The sequence below is a fragment of the Streptomyces sp. IBSBF 2435 genome (assembly GCF_036815005.1).
Classification (GTDB): Bacteria; Actinomycetota; Actinomycetes; order Streptomycetales; family Streptomycetaceae; genus Actinacidiphila.
Window position 1 is genome coordinate 1 of sequence record NZ_JAJSYW010000319.1, and the last position, 4121, is coordinate 4121.

The 4121-nt window shown below is 74.0% G+C and carries 3 protein-coding genes; 2 read left to right on the forward strand and 1 reads right to left on the reverse strand.

Going from position 1 to position 4121, the window contains the following annotated elements; all coding sequences use genetic code 11:
* Positions 1-268: 268 nt before the first annotated feature.
* Both V7E46_RS32725 and V7E46_RS32730 read left to right on the forward strand, forming a co-directional pair.
* A complete protein-coding gene (locus V7E46_RS32725; protein ID WP_329177142.1) occupies positions 269-793 on the forward strand; it encodes a SigE family RNA polymerase sigma factor in 525 nt (174 codons plus the stop codon).
* Positions 794-979: 186 nt separating this feature from the next.
* Entirely contained in the window at positions 980-2629 is a 1650-nt protein-coding gene (locus tag V7E46_RS32730; RefSeq protein ID WP_333771803.1) for a long-chain fatty acid--CoA ligase, read from the forward strand.
* 124 nt (positions 2630-2753) lie between these two features.
* Here the strand turns inward: V7E46_RS32730 and V7E46_RS32735 are convergent.
* On the reverse strand, positions 2754-4121 hold a 1368-nt coding region (locus tag V7E46_RS32735), incomplete at its 5' end, for a response regulator (protein WP_333771804.1).

Consider the following 4121-nt stretch of genomic DNA (forward strand, 5'->3'; position numbering starts at 1 on the left):
GGGCCGGCGGGCCGGCCGACGTGCGGACCGACGACCGGGCGGACTCTGCGGCCGGGGCGCGGGCGTACCCTTCCCGGGAGGGCAGGCATCCGGGTCCGGGCCGGATATACCGTCCCCCGGACGACCTCAGGTGCATCCCCTGCGGGACACCGCCCCGCGGCTCCCCCCTCGGGAGGTGGGGAAAGCCCCCGCCCTACGACCTGAGAGTGATCCCGCTTCGGCACCTGCGGCCGATCCGCTGATGCCCCGCGCCTTCTAGCGTGGAGCCATGACCACGCCTGTGTGCCCCAGCGCCAGCACGAAGCAGTTCACGACCTACGTACGCACCAAGGGCCCGACGCTGCTGCGCACCGCGCGCTCCCTGACCCCCAACCCCGCCGACGCGGAGGACCTGCTGCAGACCGCGCTGACCAAGACGTATCTGGCCTGGGACCGGATCGACGACCACCGGGCCGTCGACGGCTACGTGCGCCGCACCCTGGTCAACACCAGGACGTCGCAGTGGCGCAAGCGCAAGGTCGACGAATTCAGCACCGACGAGCTGCCCGAGCCGCCGGCCGGCGGCGCCCCCGACCTCACCGAGCAGCAGGCGCAGCGCGACGCCCTGCTGCGCGCGATAGCCCGGCTCCCCCCGCGCCAGCGCGCCATGGTGGTGCTCCGCTACTACGAGGACATGAGCGAGGCGCAGACCGCCGAGGCGATGGGCGTCTCGATCGGCACCGTCAAGAGCGCGGTGTCGCGCGCCCTGGGCAAGCTGCGCGACGACCCCGAGCTGGAGCTGTGCGTGGCCTGACCGCCCGGCCCCGCTGAGGGGTCTGTCGCCCCCGGGCCCGCTGAGCGTCTGCCGCCCGGCTCCGGCAAGGGTCCGCGCGGACGTCGGTGCGGGCGGTCGTGCGGGGTAGTGACATACCGACCGGCATGCCACCACAATCGCGGGATACCGACCTCGCCGACCTCATGTAGCCGCCGGAGGCCCGCTGTGCTGAGCACCATGCAGGACGTACCGCTGACCGTGACCCGCATCCTCGTGCACGGGACGCTGGTGCACGGCAGGTCCCGGGTGACGACCTGGACCGGGGACGGCGAACCGCAGCGCCGCACCTTCCGTGAGGTGGGCGTCCGCGCGGTCCAGCTGGCGAACGCCCTGCGCGACGGGCTCGGCGTGTCCGAGGGCGACCGGGTGGCCACCTTGATGTGGAACAACGCGGAGCACCTGGAGGCGTATCTGGCCATTCCCTCCATGGGCGCGGTCCTGCACACCCTCAATCTGCGGCTGCCCGCCGACCAGCTGGCCTGGATCGTCAACCACGCCGCCGACCGGGTGGTGCTGGTCAACGGGTCCCTGCTGCCGCTGCTCGCCCCGCTGCTGCCGCGCCTGGAGCCGCTGGAGCACATCGTGGTCGTCGGCCCTGGCGACCGCGCCCTGCTGGACGGCTGCCGCCCCGCCGTGCACGACTACGAGGAGCTGCTGGCCGGCCGCCCGGACACGTACGCGTGGCCTGAGCTGGACGAACTCACCGCCGCCGCCATGTGCTACACCTCGGGCACCACCGGTGACCCCAAGGGCGTGGTCTATTCGCACCGCTCGGTCTACCTGCACTCGATGCAGGTCAACTCCGTGGAGTCGATGGGTCTCACCGACCACGACACGACGCTGCCGGTCGTCCCGATGTTCCACGTCAACGCGTGGGGGCTGCCGCACGCGGCCTTCATGAGCGGGGTCAATCTGCTGATGCCCGACCGGTTCCTCCAGCCGGCCCCGCTCGCCGAGATGATCGAGAGCGAGCGGCCCACGCACTCCGCGGCGGTGCCCACCATCTGGCAGGGACTGCTGGCCGAGCTGACCGCCAAGCCGCGCGACGTCAGCTCGCTGAAGCGGGTGACCATCGGCGGCTCCGCCTGCCCGCCCGCGCTGATGAAGGCCTTCGACGAGCAGCTGGGCGTGCAGCTCTGCCACGCCTGGGGCATGACCGAGACGTCGCCGCTGGGCACGGTCGCGCTGCCGCCCGCCGGTGCCAGCGACGAGGAGGAGTGGGCGTACCGCTTCTCGCAGGGCCGCTTCCCGGCCTCCGTCGAGCCCCGCCTGATCGGCCCCGACGGCTCGGTGATGCCCTGGGACAACAGGTCCGCCGGCGAACTGGAGGTCCGCGGCCCGTGGATCGCGGGGGCGTACTACGGCGGCGCCGGCGAGGAGCCGCTGCGCCCCGACGACAAGTTCAGCCCGGACGGCTGGCTGCGCACCGGCGACGTCGGCGTCATCTCGCCCAACGGCTTCCTCACCCTCACCGACCGTGCAAAGGACGTCATCAAGTCCGGCGGCGAGTGGATCTCCTCGGTCGAGCTGGAGAACGAGCTGATGGCCCACCCCGACGTCGCCGAAGCGGCGGTCGTGGCCGTGCCCGACGACAAGTGGGGCGAGCGCCCGCTGGCCACCGTCGTCCTGCGCGAGGGCGCGACCACCGGTTACGCCGAGCTGCGCGACTTCCTCGCCACCCGGATCGCCCGCTGGCAGGTCCCCGAGCGCTGGGCGGTCATTCCGACGGTGCCGAAGACCAGCGTCGGCAAATTCGACAAGAAGGTCATCCGTAAGTCCTACGCGGACGGCGAGCTGGACGTCACGCAGCTCTAGGCGGGCGCTGGCCCTTCACCCGTACGCGGCCGGCGGTCCGCCGCGTACGGGTACGCGTACGTCCCAGGCCACGGCCCCGGTACGGCGGACCGACGCGCGGGCCGGGGCGTGCGGGCCGGGCCGCTCAGGTGCCGATCTTGCCGAGCAGGTCCACGATCCTGGACTGCACATCCGTGCTGGTCGAGCGCTCCGCGAGGAAGAGCACCGTCTCGCCGGACGCCAGCCGGGGCAGTTCCGCCGGGTCTATGTCGGCGGAGGTGTAGACGACCAGCGGGGTGTTGTTCAGCCGGGAGTGCCCGCGCAGCCAGTCCACGATGCCCTGCCTGCGGCGCCGGATCAGCATCAGGTCCATCACCACCAGATTCGGGTGGACCTGGGCCGCCTTCGTCATCGCCTCGGCCTCGGAACTGGCGTGCGCGACCTGCATCCCGCGCCGCTCGAGCGTCGCCGCGAAGGCCTGCGCGATCGGCTCGTGGCCCTCGACCAGCAGCACCCGCGGCGGATGCTGCTCGCTGTCGCGCGGCGCCAGCGCCTTGAGCAGGACAGCCGGGTCGGCGCCGTAGGCGGCCTCCCTGGTCGCCTGGCCGAGCCCCGCGGTCACCAGGACGGGTACGTCAGCCGCCGCGGCGGCCTGCCGCAGCGCCTGGAGCGCGGTCCTGGTGATCGGCCCGGTCAGCGGGTCCACGAACAGCGCGGCCGGCGGCTCCGCGACCTGCGCGTCGACCTCCTCGCGCGACCGTACGATCACCGGACGATAGCCGCGGTCGGTCAGCGCCTGCCGGGTCGAGACGTCCGGCTCGGGCCATACGAGCAGCCGGCGCGGCTCGTCCAGCGGCTCCTCGACGCGGTCGTCGGGCGCGTCGGGCACATCAGTGACGTCGACGGCGCCGTTCGGCCCGTCGAGCGGCTCGGGGCCCTCGTCGGCGCCCTCCGCCGGCGCGCCTATCGCGTACGACCTGCCGGGCGCCTGCGCGGGCTCCGGCGGGACCGGGCGCAGCAGGGCCGTCTCCTCCTCGGGGGCCGTCGGCGCCTCCGGGCGCCGTACCGGCAACTGCCCGCTGTCCGGGTCCGCCTGCGGGTGCTGGCGGGCCTGTGTCTCGCCGCCGGGGCCGGGCGCCTGGGGCTGGCTCGGCACCTGCTGGATCAGGCTGCGGCTCGACGGCTCGCCGTCGGCGCCCGCCCGGTCCGGGTTGAGCCTGCGGCGGCGCCCGGAACCGCCCGCCGCGACCTGCGCGGGCAGACCCTGCGGGCTGTGCGCCTCGACCGCCTGCGTCTGGGTCTGCGGGTCCTGCGAGCCCTCGGGCCGGTGCGAGAAGGGGGCGCCCTGGCCGAGGGTGCGCACGCTTATGGCACGGCCGTACGTGCTGTGCGACGGATCCTGCTGCGGGGCACCCGGCGCGGTGGGCGGCGGCGGGGGCGTCGCGGCGGGTCGCGGGGGGCGTACCGGACACGGGCGAGCCGGCGTGCCGGCGGCGGCGGCCCGGGCCGCGCG